At 63.1% G+C, this 15,897-nt stretch carries 16 protein-coding genes; 8 read left to right on the top strand and 8 right to left on the bottom strand.

Annotated elements, in window-relative coordinates; all coding sequences use genetic code 11:
* Positions 1–14: 14 nt before the first annotated feature.
* From gltX to argB, 8 genes are all read left to right on the top strand, one after another.
* Entirely contained in the window at positions 15–1,457 is a 1,443-nt protein-coding gene (gene gltX / locus OXT71_13190; GenBank protein MDE2927346.1) for a glutamate--tRNA ligase, read from the top strand.
* Entirely contained in the window at positions 1,454–2,245 is a 792-nt protein-coding gene (locus OXT71_13185) for a glycosyltransferase family 2 protein (GenBank protein ID MDE2927345.1), read from the top strand. The genes gltX and OXT71_13185 overlap by 4 nt, the downstream gene beginning before the upstream one ends.
* On the top strand, positions 2,242–2,976 hold the full coding sequence (locus OXT71_13180; protein ID MDE2927344.1) for a pyridoxine 5'-phosphate synthase: 735 nt from the start codon (positions 2,242–2,244) through the stop codon (positions 2,974–2,976). Before OXT71_13185 ends, OXT71_13180 begins: the two co-directional genes overlap by 4 nt.
* On the top strand, positions 2,973–3,875 hold the full coding sequence (gene rsmI, locus OXT71_13175; GenBank protein ID MDE2927343.1) for a 16S rRNA (cytidine(1402)-2'-O)-methyltransferase: 903 nt from the start codon (positions 2,973–2,975) through the stop codon (positions 3,873–3,875). The genes OXT71_13180 and rsmI overlap by 4 nt, the downstream gene beginning before the upstream one ends.
* Positions 3,876–3,991: 116 nt before the next feature.
* On the top strand, positions 3,992–5,077 hold the full coding sequence (locus OXT71_13170) for a hypothetical protein (protein ID MDE2927342.1): 1,086 nt from the start codon (positions 3,992–3,994) through the stop codon (positions 5,075–5,077).
* Complete coding sequence (gene argC, locus OXT71_13165) at positions 5,059–6,069, top strand: N-acetyl-gamma-glutamyl-phosphate reductase (protein ID MDE2927341.1); 1,011 nt, start codon at positions 5,059–5,061, stop codon at positions 6,067–6,069. Before OXT71_13170 ends, argC begins: the two co-directional genes overlap by 19 nt.
* A gap of 26 nt (positions 6,070–6,095) precedes the next feature.
* Positions 6,096–7,265, top strand: a complete 1,170-nt coding sequence (locus OXT71_13160; protein ID MDE2927340.1) for an aminotransferase class III-fold pyridoxal phosphate-dependent enzyme — start codon at positions 6,096–6,098, stop codon at positions 7,263–7,265.
* Positions 7,249–8,064 carry an acetylglutamate kinase gene (gene argB, locus OXT71_13155; GenBank protein ID MDE2927339.1) on the top strand — a complete coding sequence of 272 codons (816 nt, stop codon included), beginning with the start codon at positions 7,249–7,251 and terminating at the stop codon, positions 8,062–8,064. Before OXT71_13160 ends, argB begins: the two co-directional genes overlap by 17 nt.
* Before the next feature lie 28 nt (positions 8,065–8,092).
* Here argB and gatA read toward each other — a convergent pair whose 3' ends face one another.
* The 8 genes from gatA to OXT71_13115 form a co-directional block, all read right to left on the bottom strand.
* Positions 8,093–9,589 (bottom strand): Asp-tRNA(Asn)/Glu-tRNA(Gln) amidotransferase subunit GatA, encoded by a 1,497-nt coding sequence (gene gatA, locus OXT71_13150; protein ID MDE2927338.1) that lies wholly within the window; start codon positions 9,587–9,589, stop codon positions 8,093–8,095.
* Complete coding sequence (gene gatC, locus OXT71_13145) at positions 9,589–9,885, bottom strand: Asp-tRNA(Asn)/Glu-tRNA(Gln) amidotransferase subunit GatC (GenBank protein ID MDE2927337.1); 297 nt, start codon at positions 9,883–9,885, stop codon at positions 9,589–9,591. The genes gatA and gatC overlap by 1 nt, the downstream gene beginning before the upstream one ends.
* On the bottom strand, positions 9,882–10,838 hold the full coding sequence (gene ribF / locus OXT71_13140) for a riboflavin biosynthesis protein RibF (protein MDE2927336.1): 957 nt from the start codon (positions 10,836–10,838) through the stop codon (positions 9,882–9,884). Before ribF ends, gatC begins: the two co-directional genes overlap by 4 nt.
* Before the next feature lie 41 nt (positions 10,839–10,879).
* Positions 10,880–11,632, bottom strand: a complete 753-nt coding sequence (locus OXT71_13135) for an MBL fold metallo-hydrolase (protein MDE2927335.1) — start codon at positions 11,630–11,632, stop codon at positions 10,880–10,882.
* Positions 11,632–12,063, bottom strand: a complete 432-nt coding sequence (locus OXT71_13130; protein MDE2927334.1) for a DUF1844 domain-containing protein — start codon at positions 12,061–12,063, stop codon at positions 11,632–11,634. Before OXT71_13130 ends, OXT71_13135 begins: the two co-directional genes overlap by 1 nt.
* Positions 12,064–12,128: 65 nt before the next feature.
* Positions 12,129–13,163 carry a galactitol-1-phosphate 5-dehydrogenase gene (locus OXT71_13125; GenBank protein MDE2927333.1) on the bottom strand — a complete coding sequence of 345 codons (1,035 nt, stop codon included), beginning with the start codon at positions 13,161–13,163 and terminating at the stop codon, positions 12,129–12,131.
* A complete protein-coding gene (gene mazG / locus OXT71_13120) occupies positions 13,160–14,062 on the bottom strand; it encodes a nucleoside triphosphate pyrophosphohydrolase (GenBank protein MDE2927332.1) in 903 nt (300 codons plus the stop codon). The genes OXT71_13125 and mazG overlap by 4 nt, the downstream gene beginning before the upstream one ends.
* Positions 14,059–15,873: an Rne/Rng family ribonuclease gene (locus OXT71_13115; protein MDE2927331.1), complete on the bottom strand. Its 1,815-nt coding sequence runs from the start codon at positions 15,871–15,873 to the stop codon at positions 14,059–14,061. The genes mazG and OXT71_13115 overlap by 4 nt, the downstream gene beginning before the upstream one ends.
* Positions 15,874–15,897 lie beyond the last annotated feature (24 nt).

The raw sequence follows: 15,897 nt of genomic DNA, 5'->3' as shown, positions 1-15,897 counted from the left end.
TATAATCGGACGCCATGAGCCGCGTCCGGGTCCGTTTCGCCCCCAGCCCAACCGGATACCTTCACCTCGGCGGCGCCAGGACCGCCCTCTTCAACTGGCTCCTGGCCAGAAAAGCGCAGGGAACCTTCATTTTGCGAGTTGAAGATACGGACGCCCGGCGTTCCAGCCAGGAAATGGCAGAGGGAATCATGGACGGGCTGCGCTGGCTGGGTCTGGACTGGGACCAGGGACCCTTCTACCAGTCGCAGCGGCGCGAGCTCTATCGGGAAGCGGCCGAAAGAACCTTTGCCGGCGATCATGCCTACGCCTGCTTCTGTCCTCCGGAGGAAATTCAGGCTCGCTCGGCCGAGTCCCGCTCGGCCGGCCGGATCTGGAGAGACCAGGGATGCCGGAATCGAGCCTCGCACCTTGCCAGGTCGCGAGTCGAGGCGGGAGAAGCCCACACCCTCCGCTTCCGGGTTCCGGCGGACCGCAGGATCGTCTTTCAGGACCAAGTCTACGGAAAGGTCTCGCTCTTTACGGACAACGTCGAGGACTTCACCCTTCTCCGGTCCGACGGAAGTCCCACCTACCACCTGAGCGTGGTGACCGACGATTGGGAGATGGGAATCTCCCACGTGATCCGGGGAGCGGACCATCTTTCCAACACTCCGAAGCAGATCCTGCTGCATGAAGCACTTGGCAACCAGGCGCCCGGCTATGCCCACCTTCCCCTGATTCTGGGTCCCGACAAGAAACGGCTGAGCAAGAGGAACGGGGCCGAGTCGGTGCTCGAGTATCGGGAACATGGATTCCTTCCCGGGGCTCTGTGCAATTATCTGGCGCTCCTCGGCTGGTCTCCGGGCGACGACCGCGAACTCTTCTCCGACGGCGAGCTGGTGAAGAGCTTCGATCTGGCCCGGGTCAACAAGGCCAACGCCGTCTTCGATCGGCGGAAGTTGGAGTGGATGAATTCCCGCTATCTGGCCGACTCGAACAGCCATGACCTGACCCGGCACCTGCAACCGTTCCTTGAGCCCTCCGGAGACCGTCAGGACCGGGGGAATGACGGGCGCCTGCTTCCGGTCATCACCCTGCTCAAGAGCCGATTGAACCGGCTCTCGGACTTTCCCGAGATGGCGGTTCCTTTTCTGACCGACGAATTCGACTATGAATCCAAGGCGGTGAGCCGCCACTTTTCCCTGGCGGACCCGGAGGAACGCTCCCGGCTCCGAAGATGGTTGGAGACCCTGGCCGATGAATACGAGCAGCTCGAGGAGTTCAACCTGGAGACGGTGGAGGCGGTGCTCCGGGGAACGGCCAAGGACTCGGGCTTCAAGATCGGGGCCTTCTTCGGCGCCGTGCGGGTGGCGCTGACGGGAAGGACCGCGGCTCCGGGAATCTTCGATGTGATCGTGACATTGGGGCGGCAAAGAGTCGTCGAGCGCCTTAAAAGGTGTCTGAAACTCCTCCAATGAGGCCCGTCGTCCTCTCCGTCATCATCCCCGCATACAACGAGGAGAACCGGCTGGGAGCCAGTCTCGGGAGAATCATCTCCTACCTGGAGGACCGCCGCCGCCCCTTCGAACTTCTGGTCGTAGACGACGGCTCGTCCGATAAAACGGTGCGGACCGCCATTGCGGCAGTGCGGGCCCGTGGGAGCGAAGAATGTCTCCGGATCCTGGAGAACGGGACCAACCGGGGCAAGGGATACAGTGTCCGCCGCGGAATGCTCGCCGCCCGCGGGACGCACGCCCTCCTCACCGACGCGGATCTGAGCACTCCCATCGAGGAGGTCGCCAAGCTGGAACGGGAGATGACCCGCGGCAACAATCAGATCGCATTCGGGTCGAGGGGCCTGACGGATTCTCGGATCCGGAAGCGCCAGAGCATATTCCGGGAAACGGCCGGAAAGATTTTCAACTTGGCCATGAGACTCCTGACGGGATTGCCGTACTGCGACACCCAGTGCGGATTCAAGCTGTTCGAACTGGAATCATGCCGCGTCCTGTTCCGGAAGCAGCGGCTGACGAGCTATGCCTTCGACGTGGAAATCCTTTATCTTGCCCGCAAGGCCGAGCTGGCGGCACGAGAGGTCGGGGTCATCTGGCGACACCACTCCGACAGCAAGATCCGCCTCCTCAGAGACGGCGCCGGACTCCTGCAGGGTCTGATCTCCATCCGTTGGAACGATCTGCTCGGCCGCTACGACCGGGATGAACGAGACCGGAATCGACGAACGACAACCGAGGGGAGCGACTCATGACCAGACTGGGTGTGAATGTGGACCACGTGGCCACGGTTCGGCAGGCTCGCCGGGCCCCCGAACCGGATCCGGTGACGGCGGCGCTGCTGGCCGAGTTGGCGGGCGCCGACGGCATCACCGTACACTTGCGCGGAGACCGGCGCCATATTCGAGAGCGGGACGTGCGGTTGCTGCGGGAGGTCGTCACCACCCGGCTCAACCTGGAAATGGCCATCACCGAAGAGATGATGGAGATCGCGGCCCGGCTCCGTCCCAATACCGCCACCCTGGTGCCCGAAACCGATGAAGAGGTCACCACCGAGGGCGGACTGGATGTGATGGCGCGTCCCCAATCGGTCCGCTCCGCGATCCGAACCCTGGAAGGAGCCGGGATGGAGGTTTCCCTGTTCATCGATCCCGACCTGGATCAGTTGGATGCCGCCTCCCGGATCGGCGCAGGCCTGGTGGAGCTCAACACGGCAGCCTATGCCGAGGCCGTGCCCAAGGGATTGTCGGAGCATGAACCGGGCTACCGGCGGGAATTGGACAAGATGGTCGAAGCCTCGGAATTTGCCGCGGCCCGGGGCATTCGGGTCCTGGCCGGTCACGGCCTGACCTATCGAAACGTCCGGCCCATATCGCGAATCCCACAGGTCGAAGAACTCAACATCGGACACAACATCGTGGCGCGAGCCACTCTGGTGGGCATGGAGCGCGCCGTCAGAGAGATGCTCGGCGCCATGAACGCATGAATTCCGAGAGAGATCTTCTCCCCCCTGAAAACGCCCCGCCTGGAACTCTGCATGTTCTGGCCACGCCATTGGGCCACCTGGGGGATCTGAGCCCGCGGGCGCGCGAAATCCTCGCGTCCGTCGATCTCATCGCCTGCGAAGACACCCGGCATTCGGGAAAGCTGCTCGCCGGTTTCGCCATCCGGACTCCCACCATCAGCTACCACGAACACAACGAAACGTCTCAGGCCCGGACCCTGTTGAACCGCCTCCGCCGGGGCCGGAACATCGCCCTGATCAGCAATGCCGGCACACCCCTGGTTTCGGACCCCGGTTACCGCCTGGTCAAGCTCTGCCGGAAGAACTCGATTCCGGTCTCACCGGTTCCCGGTCCCTCGGCCGCCATCGCCGCCCTTTCGGTTTCCGGACTTCCCACCGATCGATTTCTGTTTGCCGGTTTCCTTCCCAGGCAATCCGGTTCCATGCGGCGCGAGCTGAAGGCGCTGAAGGATTTTAAGGCAACGCTGATTCTCTATGTGGCGCCGCACCGGCTGGCCGCCACGCTGGAGATGGCCCGGGAGGTCCTGGGCGATCGTCACGCCTGCCTGGCCAGGGAGATGACCAAGATCCACGAAAGCTTCACCCTGGGAACCCTGAGCGAGATACCCTCCCGGGCCGGCACCCGGCCGAAAGGGGAGTGCACGCTGGTTATCGAAGGGGCGGCATCCCGGCCGTCAGCGGCTTCCAACCTGGACCTGGAAGCCTACGTGGAAGGACTGATGCAGGTTCGGGATCTGACTCGCAGTCAGGCCGTACGATCCGCCGCGCGCGCCTTGGGGCTCCGCCGCCGCGATGCCTACCGCCGCTGCCTCGAAGCTGGAGAGCGGTCCGGCCGCCGGCAGGAAGCCGATCAAATCTGAGGAAATATGCAGAATAACTGCAATTCGGTCGGAATATTCTCACTCAACTTGACTGAGCACCATTATTTTCTGTATAAATATGAATTCTTGCCCCTGAGCGGGACGGGTGACAGAGCATGAGCGACTTCAAGCACGCCACGAGTCTTGGGACGCCCGGACAGACCAGGGTCGACGCCATCTCCTCGGTGGTTTCCCGCCTCAAGCTTCCCCGGACCCTCCGGCTGGGACAACCGGACCAGGTTGACTACGGCCAAGTCGTGGCGGCCCGCGTCCGGAGCGTGAATCTTTCCTATCCCGTGTTGGAGACCACCGGCAGCCGGAGTGTCCGCCTCCGGGAGGGCATGCGAATCGTCGGCGCGCTGGGCGCCCGCCGGGCACTCCACGGGTTCTCGGGACGTTTGCCGGAGCGGCTCGTCCCGGGAGCGGGCTTCCACCTTCTGAACAAAGGGGGCGTGATGGGCGAATGCACCGCCTTTCATCGCGCCCTGGGATGGCCGGCGGCACTCGAGTATCTGGGGACCGTTCGCCGGAACGGAGGGTACCTGAGTCTTCGGGACGGCGCTCTTCCCTCGCTATCCCATTCCCTTCCCCGAATTCCCGTGATCCTGGTGCTGGGGACCTGCATGAACTCGGGGAAGACCGCCGTCTGCAAGCAGATTCTCCGGCTTTTCTCCCAAAAAGGCTTCAACGTCAACGCGGGCAAAGTGGCCGGAGTGGCAGCGCGCGCCGACCTGGATGCGATGCGCAAGAGCGGGGCCGGGCGGGTCTTGAGCTTTCATGACCTGGGACTTCCCTCCAGCGCCCACTTGTCCGATCTCTCCACCGTCGCCCGGTCTCTGGTGCACCACTTGTCCTCCCCGGCGCCCGACTTCGCCCTCCTGGAAGCCGGCGACGGGATTCTGGGCGGTTATCACGTCGATTCCCTGCTCCGTGACGATCAGTTGCTGGAACGAATCGTTTGCGTCGTTCTGTGCGCCAATGACCTGATGGGCGTCTGGGGATCCCTGGAGTGGTTGCGCCAGCAAGGTCACGACCCCCAGGGATTGTCGCTTCTGGTGTCCGGCCCCGCCACCGACAGCGCCGAGGGAATCCGGTACGTCGAGCGGCATTTCCAGGTCCCTGCGGCCAACGCCTTCGAGAGTTCCGGAAAGCTGTGCACCTTCATCCTGGAACGGTTGATACCATGGTCAAGATCGGCATAGCCGGCGGGTCGGGATACAGCGGCGGGGAACTGATCCGCAATCTGGCCAAACATCCCCAGGCACAGTTGCGCTGGATCTCCTCCCGGCAGTTTACCGGCCAACCCGTGGCCTCCCTCTATCCCAACCTGCGGGGATTCGTGGATTGCCGTTTCGACAGTCTGGATTCTCTTCCGGACACGGATCTGGACGTCCTTTTCCTGGCGTTGCCCCACGGCCATGCCATGAAGATCCTGCCGCGGCTTCCCCGCGACCTGGTCGTCATCGACCTGAGCGGGGATTTTCGCATTTCCGATGCCGCCGTCTTCGAGCAGCACTACGGAATTCCCCAGGAGGCGCCGCAACATCAGTCATCGTTCGTCTATGGACTTCCCGAGATTCTTCGGGACCGGATCCGCCGGAGCTCGCGGGTCGCCAATCCAGGCTGCTTCGCCACCGCAACCATTCTTGCCCTCCACCCCCTATACCGGGAGGGGTGGGTCAAGGGACCCGTTTTCGTCGACACCAAGACCGGATCTTCCGGGGCCGGGCGGGGACCCGGCGCCAAGACCCACCACCCCCGGCGGAGCAACAGCTTCTTTCCCTACAAGCCGTTTCGCCACCAGCACGTGGCCGAAATCTCGCAGCTCCTGGACACCGCCGCCCATCCGCTGGTCTTCCAGACCTACTCCACACCCCTGGTCCGGGGCATTTTTGCCAGCCACTACATGGAACTGGACCGGCGGCTGCGGGATGACGAGGTCCGGGACCTCTACTCCGGCTACTACGGAGATGAGTTCTTCGTTCGATGGGCCGGGAAAGATCCGGATATCAACTTCGTCCGCAACGGGAACTTCGTGGATCTGGGGGCCGCCCACGACGACCGGTTCCTCATTGTCTGGTCGACGCTGGACAATCTTCAAAAAGGGGCCGCCGGCCAAGCCATTCAGAATATGAACCTGATCTGCGGCCTCCCGGAAACCATGGGACTCGATTTCCCTCCGTCGCACCCGTGACGGACCCCACTCGACAGGGAGAGAAAATGGGAGAAACTGCCAACACCGTCATGGAAACGGAGGACCGTTACCAGCTCAAGACCTACGCCAAACTACCGTTGGTGCTGGACCGGGGCCGAGGCTGCCATGTCTATGACCAGGACGGAAACGAATACCTGGACCTGTACGGCGGTCACGCCGTGGTTTCGACCGGCCACTGCCACCCGCGGGTGGTGGAAGCCCTGCGCACTCAGGCCGAGGACATTCTCTTCTATTCCAACGTGGTCTACAGTTCCGTGCGGGCCCGGGCGGCAAAGAAGTTGATGGAATTGGCGGGACCGCCCTACTGGCAGGCGTTCCTGGCCAATTCGGGCAGCGAGGCCAACGAGAACGCCATCAAGTTGGCGCGCGCCCTGACCGGCCGGGCCACGGTGATCTCCCTGTCCGACTCCTTTCACGGACGCACCTACGGGAGTCTTTCCAGCACCGGCGTTTCCAATTATGCCGCGTATCTGAACACACCCGTCCCCGGTCATCGAATTCTGGATCTCCAGGATGTCGCCGATTCGGTCGATTCGGATACGGCGGCCGTCCTGCTGGAGCCGATCCGGAGCATGGGGGGAGTGGAGGAAGTCCCGGAGGAGACTCTCCGTGAGATCCACGACGCCTGCCGGACGCATGGGGCCTTCCTCATTTTCGACGAGGTTCAGACCGGAGTCGGGCGAACCGGCAGCTTCCTTTACGCCGGCACCGGCGGAATCTACCCCGAGATGGTCACCCTGGCCAAGGGGATCGCGTCGGGCGTTCCCGCCAGTGCGCTTCTGGTGACCCGTGAGGTGGCGGATCAGGTGCGGTCCGGAGACATGGGAGCGACCTTCGGCGGAGCTCCCGTCGCCTGCGCCGCCATGGAAGCCACGCTTCAGGTTCTGGAAGAGGAAGACCTCATCCGGAATGCGGCCCGGATCGGCAACTATCTGCGGGAGCAGTTGGAAGGCTTGCCCTGGGTCACGGAGGTCCGGGGGAAAGGGCTCCTGCTCGGCATCAAGATATCCGGGGGCACGGCCAAGGATCTGGGACGTTTCCTGCGGACCCGGAGGATCCTGACCGGAACCTCCAGCGATCCGTCGGTGCTCCGTCTCATGCCGCCGCTCACTCTTGCCCGCGAACAGGCCGACACTTTCCTGGAGGCGATCCGCAGTTATGAACCTGGTCATTAAGCTGAGCGGCAAGGTCCTGGAACAGGAGGACTTCCGCCGGGCTCTCAGCCGCCAGATCACGTCCCTGGTTCGCGCGCCTCACCGGGTCCTTTTGATCCACGGAGGCGGCAAGCAGCTCTCCAGCCTCTGCGAACGGCTGGGGATTCCGGTGGTGCAGCACGAGGGCCGCCGGGTGACCGACGAACCGACGTTGGACGCGGCCAAGATGGTCTTCTCGGCCGCCAACCGGGACCTGGTCGCGTCGTTGAATTCCTGCGGCGCCAGAGCCCTCGGCTTTGCCAGCTTCGATGCCGGACTGGTCCGCTGCCGCCGCCGGGGACCGATTCCCGTGCGGACGGCCGGGAGCAACGGTGCCGAGAAACGGCTTGTGGATTTCGGTCTCGTGGGAGAGATCGAGAGTGTGGACCCTCGCCTGATAAAAGATCTCTGGACAGCGAATCTGCTCCCGGTGGTGAGCTGTCTGTGCGCAACCGGTGACGGCCGGATTCTCAATATCAACGCCGACACCCTGGCGGCGCGACTCGCCACGGCGTTGCGGGCCGACCGCCTCGTGTCGGTGACCGACGTGGAAGGTCTCTATCTGGATGACTTTCGCAAGACCGTGCCCCGGCTGACCGCGGGGGAGGTCCGAATGCACCTGCGGTCCGGCGCCATCAGCGGCGGAATGATCCCCAAGATGCAGACGGCCTTGAAGGCACTGGAGCAACAGATTCCCATGGTGCAGATCGTGGGCGGATTGTCGCCCAACGGGCTGATCCGGGGAATCGAGGGGGCGGCAGGAACCTGCATCGTCCCCTGACGATATTCCGGCTCCGGACAGGTCCAGGTCAGGCGCCCAGAGCCAGAGAGGGCCTCACCAAACCCAACTCCTGCTCCAAAACGTTCGCCACCCTCAGTAGCCGGCCTTCCCTGAAGTGGGGGCCCAGCAACTGCAGTCCGATCGGCACTCCCTCAGCCGTGTAGCCGCAAGTTGTGGCCACTCCGGGAATGCCCGCCAGGTTGGCAGTGACCGTATACACATCCGACAAGTACATCTCCAAGGGATCGGCGGTCTTGTCGCCCTGCGGAAAGGGCAGCGACGGGGCGGTGGGACCCATCAGGACGTCCGCCCGCTCGAATGCTCTGAAGTAGTCCTCCTTGATCAGGGTTCGGACCTTGCTGGCCTTGAGGTAGTACGCATCGTAGTACCCGGCGCTCAAGACATAGGTCCCGATCATGATCCGCCGCTTGACTTCGTCTCCGAATCCTTCGTTGCGGCTGTTCCGGTAGGTTTCCTCCAGGGCCCCGGACCTGCTGCTCCGATGGCCGTATCGCATTCCGTCGTAGCGAGCCAGATTCGAGCTGGCCTCGGCCAGTGCGATGATGTAGTAGGTGGCAATCGCGAACTCCGTATGGGGCAGATCGACCTCCACGACCTCGCAGCCGGCCGCCTCCAGCCCGGCTGCCGCGCGCCGGACCGCGGCTTCGATCCGCGGGTCCAGACCGGAAGCGAACCACTCCACCGGAAGACCGATCCTCAGACCCCGGATGTCCCCGTCCAGGGCCGCTACGTAGTCGTCCGGCGGCCGCCGTGCGGAGGTCGAGTCCAATGGATCGTAGCCGGATACGACCTGCAGAATCATGGCCGCGTCACGTGCGGTGCGGGCCAGCGGTCCAATCTGGTCCAGTGAGGAGGCAAAGGCCACCAGCCCGTAGCGGGAAACCCTTCCGTAGGTCGGTTTCAAACCGACGACGCCACAGAAGGCGGCGGGCTGGCGAATCGAGCCGCCGGTGTCGCTTCCCAGGGCGCCCGGCGCCTCGAGCGCAGCCACCGCCGCGGCCGATCCTCCGCTGGACCCGCCGGGAACCCGGTTGAGGTCCCAGGGATTGCGGGTGGGGAAGAACCCCGAGTTCTCGGTGGTGGAACCCATGGCGAACTCGTCCAGGTTGGTCTTTCCCAGAATCAGCCCTCCGCCGGCCCGGAGACGGGCGACCGATGTGGCTTCGTAGGGGGGAACGTAACGCTCCAGAATCCGGGACCCGCAGGTCGTCCGCATTCCCCGGGTGACGATGTTGTCCTTCACGGCCAAGGGAATCCCGGTCAACAGGCCGACCTCCCGTTTTCCCGAAGCCAGAGCTTGATCCAGCGCCCGCGCCTCTTCCAGCAGAGTCTCCGCAGCCAGGCTGAGGAAGGCCTGGACCTTGGGGTCGCGGGACCGGATCCGCCGCAGGTAGGCCTCGGCGATTTCCAACGACGAGATCTGCCGGTTCTTGATTCCCCGGTGCAGTTGGGCAATGGACAGATCGCAGATTTCGGACGACGGCCGGGGCGACTCGTATTCCATCACTCGATGACCCTGGGCACCCGGAAGTACCCCTTTCGGGCCTTGGGCGCCCCCTCAAGGACGGCCTCCGGCGCCAGCGAGGGCCGGGTCCGGTCGGGGCGAACGGCACCCTCGTCCGGGATCTCCGCCAAGCCGTGGTAGGTCGGCTCCACCCCTTCCGTGTCCACCTGCTGGAGTTGTTCGAAATAGTCCAGAATCCGCTGAAATTGGCCGACGAACCGTTCCAGCTCACCGGGCGAGAATTCGAGATGGGCCAACTCGGCGATTCTTCGGACCTCTTTGGGAGTAATGCTCATAGGACCCTCTTGTCGAGAACCGAATCCGACTTCATTCCGTACTTGCGGGCCAGCCGCACATCCGATCCAAGTTGCCGTTTCAAGGCATCGAGATTGGAGAACCGCCTTTCCGAACGCAGCCTGAACCAGAAATCGAGCGCCATGGACTCTCCATAGAGGTCGCAGTCCGCATCCAGCAAGTAGGTCTCGACCACCGGCTTGGCCGCGGGTTCGCCCAATGTGGGCCGGTAGCCTACGTTGGTGGCGCCGACAAAAACAGCGCCGTTGACCGTCGCTCGAGTCACATAGACCCCGCTTGCCGGTATGAGTTCGCTGGCGGGCTGAAGGTTCGCCGTCGGGAAACCCAGGTCGGCGCCTCTGCCCGATCCCCTCACCACCGTTCCCAGAATCTGATAGGGCCGGTTCAGGAGGCGCCGGCAGAGCGCCACCCTCCCTTGGCCCAAGTGCTTGCGGACGACCGTGCTGCTGACACGCCGCCCCCGGAAACGAACCGAATCGATGGCAAAGACATGGAATCCGACCTTCCGCCCCAGGGATTCCAGGGTCTTGAAATCGCCTGCTCTCCCGTACCCGAAACGAAAATTGCTCCCCACGTGGATCTCCTTGACGCCACGGGAGCCCAGGACGTCCCTGACGAAACGCTCCGGACTGAATCGGGAGACCTGCCGGCTGAAGGGGTACCGAACCAGGATGTCCAAGCCCAACTCTTCGAGGAGCCGATGCTTCTGCACCGGCAACTGGAGGAGGGACGGCGCATCCGCGGGCGAAATGATCTTCTGGGGATGAGGGGAAAAGGTGAGGAGGATCCCGGTCCCGTTTACTTCCCGAGCCCGCTGAACCACCCGTCTGACAATCGCCTGGTGCCCCAGGTGGAGTCCGTCGAAAACTCCTATCGTGGCCACCGGATAGGGCAACCCGGGAGGAAGTTTGTTCAGGTCGTCAATGATCTGCATGTTCCTTCACAGTCCGTGGGAGGCCGCGGCTGCGGCTCGAGTCATACCTCCAGGACAAGACCGTCATGGGCCAGACTGACTGAATCCGGCAGGTAGGCATTCCCCTCGTCATGATCCACCTCGTGGCAGATATGGACCAGGTAGGTTCGCTCGGGCCGAATGCGAGCCGCCGCCTCGACGGCTTCGGACAGACTGAAATGCGTTGGATGACTCTGGTAACGAAGACCGTCCAGCACCAGGCACTCCACCCCCCGGAGGCGCTCGAAGCTGACCTCCGGAATGTAGCTCACATCGGTCAGGTACGCGAAACGTCCGATACGGAAACCCAGCACCGGCATCCGGCCATGCATGAGGTCGATGGGCTCGATCTCCAGGTCGCCCACCCGGAACCGGCCATCAACCGGAATCAACTCGACGCTGGGAACGCCGGGATATCCCTTGCCGTCGAAGAGGTGCCGAAAGGTCACCGCGATCTCTTTGAGCGTGGCCTCACTCCCATAGGCGGGCACCGTCTGCTCCGACCACATGTTGAACGGGTAGACGTCGTCGAGGCCCAGAATATGGTCCACGTGAGAATGGGTATAGAGGAGGGCGTCGAGATGACGAACTCCGTACTTGAGCATTTGGACGCGGAAGTCGACGGAAGTATCGATGACCAGTGTCACCGTTCCCTGGATCAGAAGCGAACTGCGCAGCCGATGGTTTTTCGGATCGTCCGACAGGCAAACCTTGCAATCACATCCGATGACGGGAATCCCGCGAGAGGTCCCGGTTCCAAGAAACGTCACCCGCATCACAGCTTGATCGACTGGGACTGCCTCATGACACCCATCTGCATCTCGTAGATCAGGCTGTCCAACAGCTTCGACTCTTCATTCGACAGATTCCCCCGAGTCTTTTCCCTCAACACGGTCAGGACTGCGATCATCTGCCGGGCGCCAGGGATGTTTTCCTCTCTCTTTCCCGATACCGGGTCGGGAATGGCGCCCAAATGAACCATGCCGGTGGTCGCCAATGAAAGGACGAAGCCGGAAAAATCGATCTCTGCTTCAGCGGATGCCCCTCCCGCCCCGGGAGGACGCGACTCCTCGGCGGCCGTCTCGGCCGGCTTTTCCTCCACATCCTTCGCCGCCGTCTCCGGAGGTTCCGGACGCAATTCTCCATCCTCGGAGAAGATCCTCCGATCATGGACCTTGAAGCCTCCCTCGCCTGAATCTCCCGTCATGGATCCGTCCCTTCTGCTTGCGTTGCTTCGGCAGCCGCTCCGTTATCCCGCGTGCCGGACAGCGGTCAAGGATGGAGAATGACCTTCGTGAGGCCTGGCTCGCGGGCGTACAGCCTGTCGAACATTTCCTGACCGCGCTCCAGCGGCACCGACGCGCTCAGCACCGGCCGAACCCGGATGGCGCCGCGCCGCATCATATCCAGGCAGGCAGGATAATCGTTGGAAGAGGCGCACGAGCCCAGCACGTCGATTTCCCGGGTCACGACGCTCTGCAACCCGAACCCGACGGTCGGCGCGATATTGCCGATCAGGACCACCGTCCCTCCCTTGCGCACGCTTTCGATGGACATGGCCACGGTTTCGGCGATCCCCACCGCCTCCATGACCACGTCTGCCCCGAGCCCGCCGGTCATCTCTCTCAGCACCGCCGGCACGTCCGTCCCGTCGCCCGATTGAATGATCTCGTCCGCGCCGAGTTCCTTCGCCAGCCGCAGGCGGTCGGCCGCCAGATCGGCCGCGAAGATCCGTCCGCAGCCCGCGCTGCGCAATGCCTGGATCGTCAGCAGGCCGATCATCCCCGCCCCCACAACCAGTGCCTTGTCCCCCAGCGCCGGGTTGGCGCGGGCGACGGCATGCACGGCGACGGAAACGGGCTCCACCATGGCCGCCTCGTCGAAGCTGACCTCGTCAGGCACCCGGAACACAACGTGGTCCGGAACGGTCACGTACTCGGCAAACGCGCCGTGCCGCCGGTAGTCGCCGCAGGAGACACCGAGCACGCGCCGGTCCTCGCAGAGGTTCGGCCGGCCTGCTCGGCAAAAGACACAGCGCCGGCAACAGATCATGGAGTCAAAAGTGACCCGGTCGCCAGGATCGAAAGCGCGGGCTGCGGTTCCCACCTCCGCCACGACGCCCGAAGCCTCGTGGCCCATGATCACCGGCGGGATCCGGCGCCCGGAACTGCCGTCGTAGCCGTGCACGTCGCTTCCGCAGATTCCGCACGAACGCACCCGGACCAGCACCTCGTTGGGCGCGGCGTCGGGACTCGGGACATCCAAAAGGTCCAGCTTCCTGTACTGGTTCAGGACAAGCGCTTTCATGGCTTCTTCGCGCCTGGGATCGAGGCTTTGCCGGCAGTCCCCAACCCCCGTTTCTGGGCCTGCCATCGCTGTTCCATTTCCTCCGGCTCCACTTCCGCCAGCGGCCGGCCCTGTCCGGCGAAGTGCTCTTCCATGATTCGGTAGCGGCGGGAAAATTTTCGGTTGGCCCGGCTCAGGGAAGTTTCCGGGTCGACCTGGAGAAAACGAGCCACGTTGATGGCGGCAAAGAGAAAATCGCCGATTTCTTCCCGGATCTCCGCTTCGTTCCGCTCGCGGACGGCGGCCGACAACTCCTGGAACTCCTCCATGACCTTGTCTCCCAAGGCCTCGAGACTCGGCCAATCGAAGCCCACCCGCGCGGCCTTGGCCGACATCTGATAGGTAGCGTATATGGCAGGCAGCCGATCCGGCAAGGAGTCCAATGGAGACTTCCGATCCTCGTCCTGGCCCTGGTCCTCCTTCTCGGCGGCCTTGATCCGTTCCCATTCCCTCAACAACTCGCCGCTCGATTCGAAGCGAGCCTGCCCAAAGACGTGGGGATGCCGGCGGACCATCTTTTGGTGGATGTTCCTGCAGACGTCGTCGATATCGAACTCGCCTCTCTCCTTGGCGATCCGGCTATGAAAGACGATCTGCAGCAACAGGTCTCCCAACTCGTCGCACAGCGCCGCCGGAGACGACCAATCCAACGCCTCCAGGACCTCGTAGCTCTCTTCGATCAACATGGCCTTGAGGGTTTCAGGCGTCTGCTCCTGATCCCACGGGCATCCACCGGGCCCCCTCAGCGTATCCATCAGCTCCACGAGCTTTCGAAAATGGGGATGGCGGACCGGATTCCCGATGTCGTTGTCATCGGACGGTTCTGAACGGACCGCGTTTGCCGGATCGAACGCCGTCAATTTCCAATCACCTCGAACTGTTCGATGGGAAGCAACGGGTCCGTCTTGACCCGAACTTTCTGCCCCGTCAGCTTTTTGATCTCCTTGAGCACCAGGTTTTCTCCCCCCCGCAGCGCCTTCCCGATCTCCGGATGGCAACGAATGGTCATCGACTTGGCGTCCGGAGAAAGGGGAAGCATCTTGTGCACCTGGTGATGAACGGAGTAGCAGACGGTGCGGACGGAACGGGTCAGGCCGGTGCCCTCACAGACCGCGCACCTTTGGGAGAGCGTCCTCTCCAGAGACTGTTTGTCCCGTTTCCGGGTCAGCGCCACCAACCCGAACTCGTTGAAATCGAGCACCTTGAATGGAGCCTTGTCCTTGGACAACTCCCTGCGGAGCGCCTCCAGGACCTGCCGCTGGTTTGCGCTGTCGGACATGTCGATGAAATCGATGATGATGATTCCGCCGATGTTGCGGAGGCGGATCTGGCGGGCCAGCTCCTTGACCACTTCCAGGTTGGTCCTGGTAATGGTGTCTTCCAGAGAGTCGGTCTTGCCGACGTAGCGGCCGGTGTTGACGTCGATAGCGACCAGCGCCTCGGTCTGATTGATCACGATGTGACCGCCGCTCTTCAACCAGACTTTCGGGCGCAACGCCTTTTCGATCTCTGCGTCGATCCCGTAATCCTGGAGAATATCCGAGTCCTTGGGGTAGAGCTTGATTCGCGAGGCCAGGTCGGGACTCAGACGGCGAACCATCTCCAAGGTTCTCTCGTACTCCTCCTCGTCGTCGATATGGACCTGGCGAAAGTCCGCGGAAAGGTAGTCTCGCACCACCCGTTCCGAAAGGCTCGGCTCGGCGTAGACCTGCGCCGGCGCCGCCATCCGCTGACCCTCCCTCCTGACCCGGTCCCAGAGCTGGGTGAGATATTCCATATCACGACGCAACTCCTCCTTCGAATGGTTCTCCGCCACCGTTCGTACGATGAAGCCGCCCTTGGTGAAATCGCGCCGCAATTCACGGATCAGCCTCTTCAGACGCCGGCGTTCCTCATCGGACACGATTCGCCGGGACACACCGACGTGGCTGACAGTTGGCATATAGACCAGATACCGGCCGGGAAATGCCACGTGGGAGGTGATCCGGGCCCCCTTCCGGCCGATCGGCTCCTTGGACACCTGAACCAGAATCTCCTGGTTTTCCTGAAGCATCCTGCCGATGGACTGCTGAGTTGCATTTCCGGCGCCTCGCCGCTCACGGCTCCGATTTCTCCGGCTCGATTTTCCGGACGCACCGTTGGACTTGCCACCGCCGGACCCGCCGGCGCCTCGCGAAGGAGAGTCGAATCCGCTCAACCACTCGGGAAGAATCGTGGGAGACCAGCCCGCAGCAGCCCTGCCCGTGCCAACGGGTTCCGCGCCGATCCCGGAATCGACGGAGATTCGCGACGGGAGAATAGACGTCCGGCCCGATCCCTCCCACGAGATCTCATTCCGACCGTCATCGGACCCAAGCGATTCGGCAACTGCCCCTCGACCTTCGGCCGCCGCCCAGTCGGCGTCCGCTTGCGAGTCGAAACCCGCTTCGATACCGGGATAATTCTCTTCAAGAAAATCCGAGACGAAAAGAAATGCGCCGCGGCCCAGGCCGATGTCCACAAAGGCCGCCTGCATACCGGGCACGATCTTGCTCACGCGGCCCTTGTAGATGTTGCCCAGTATGCCCCGGGTCCTTTCCCTCTCGATGAAGACCTCCACCACCTGACCGTCTTCCAGGAGTGCGATCGTCATCTCGAGCGGAGTCGAGCCGATGATGAGTTCCTTGATCATTGCACCCTCGGGAGACGATCCCGC

The organism is Acidobacteriota bacterium, from assembly GCA_028874215.1.
GTDB lineage: Bacteria > Acidobacteriota > UBA6911 > RPQK01 > JAJDTT01 > JAJDTT01.
Note: the sequence above shows the minus strand (reverse complement) of the source record. Positions and strands in the feature narration are given on the sequence as shown.

Excerpts from the sequence above, each read along its gene's own strand:
- OXT71_13135 (MDE2927335.1), bottom strand. The coding sequence starts at position 11,632 with ATGCGGGTGACGTTTCTTGGAACCGGGACCTCTCGCGGGATTCCCGTC.
- argC (MDE2927341.1), top strand. The coding sequence starts at position 5,059 with ATGGTCAAGATCGGCATAGCCGGCGGGTCGGGATACAGCGGCGGGGAA.
- OXT71_13130 (MDE2927334.1), bottom strand. The coding sequence starts at position 12,063 with ATGACGGGAGATTCAGGCGAGGGAGGCTTCAAGGTCCATGATCGGAGG.
- OXT71_13185 (MDE2927345.1), top strand. The coding sequence starts at position 1,454 with ATGAGGCCCGTCGTCCTCTCCGTCATCATCCCCGCATACAACGAGGAG.
- rsmI (MDE2927343.1), top strand. The coding sequence starts at position 2,973 with ATGAATTCCGAGAGAGATCTTCTCCCCCCTGAAAACGCCCCGCCTGGA.
- OXT71_13180 (MDE2927344.1), top strand. The coding sequence starts at position 2,242 with ATGACCAGACTGGGTGTGAATGTGGACCACGTGGCCACGGTTCGGCAG.
- gltX (MDE2927346.1), top strand. The coding sequence starts at position 15 with ATGAGCCGCGTCCGGGTCCGTTTCGCCCCCAGCCCAACCGGATACCTT.
- argB (MDE2927339.1), top strand. The coding sequence starts at position 7,249 with ATGAACCTGGTCATTAAGCTGAGCGGCAAGGTCCTGGAACAGGAGGAC.
- OXT71_13160 (MDE2927340.1), top strand. The coding sequence starts at position 6,096 with ATGGGAGAAACTGCCAACACCGTCATGGAAACGGAGGACCGTTACCAG.
- gatC (MDE2927337.1), bottom strand. The coding sequence starts at position 9,885 with ATGAGCATTACTCCCAAAGAGGTCCGAAGAATCGCCGAGTTGGCCCAT.
- OXT71_13115 (MDE2927331.1), bottom strand. The coding sequence starts at position 15,873 with ATGATCAAGGAACTCATCATCGGCTCGACTCCGCTCGAGATGACGATC.
- gatA (MDE2927338.1), bottom strand. The coding sequence starts at position 9,589 with ATGGAATACGAGTCGCCCCGGCCGTCGTCCGAAATCTGCGATCTGTCC.
- OXT71_13170 (MDE2927342.1), top strand. The coding sequence starts at position 3,992 with ATGAGCGACTTCAAGCACGCCACGAGTCTTGGGACGCCCGGACAGACC.
- ribF (MDE2927336.1), bottom strand. The coding sequence starts at position 10,838 with ATGCAGATCATTGACGACCTGAACAAACTTCCTCCCGGGTTGCCCTAT.
- OXT71_13125 (MDE2927333.1), bottom strand. The coding sequence starts at position 13,163 with ATGAAAGCGCTTGTCCTGAACCAGTACAGGAAGCTGGACCTTTTGGAT.